This window comes from Pseudomonas sp. K5002, assembly GCF_013386655.1.
Classification (GTDB): Bacteria; Pseudomonadota; Gammaproteobacteria; order Pseudomonadales; family Pseudomonadaceae; genus Aquipseudomonas.
The window spans coordinates 1-301 of the sequence record NZ_JACARK010001738.1; the positions used below are offsets into that span (position 1 = coordinate 1).

1 pseudogene is annotated in these 301 nt (G+C 65.8%); it reads right to left on the reverse strand.

The features are described 5' to 3' along the window. A pseudogene (locus HX846_RS39015) lies at positions 1–301 on the reverse strand (MFS transporter); the annotation flags it as partial.

A 301-nucleotide genomic window follows, 5' to 3' on the forward strand; every position in this document is an offset into this window, starting at 1 on the left:
ATGTTCCACGCGGCAGACGCACCAGCAGCCAACCGGCCAGCAGCGTGCCGGCAAAGTTCGCAACACCGAACCCCAGCAACATCAACGCCAGCCCCTCGGCATCGACGCCTGTGGTGCTTTCCAGGAATGGCCGGATATAGGTGAACAGCGCAAAGTGCCCGGTGTGCACCAGCACGCACCCCAACATGCCCACGGCAATGCCCGGACGCAACAGCACTTCCAGCACCGTCCTCAAGCGGGCGGTCCTGCGGGGTGCGAGCGGCGGCAGGGTGAACAGCTGGAACACCAGGGTCACGCCGCC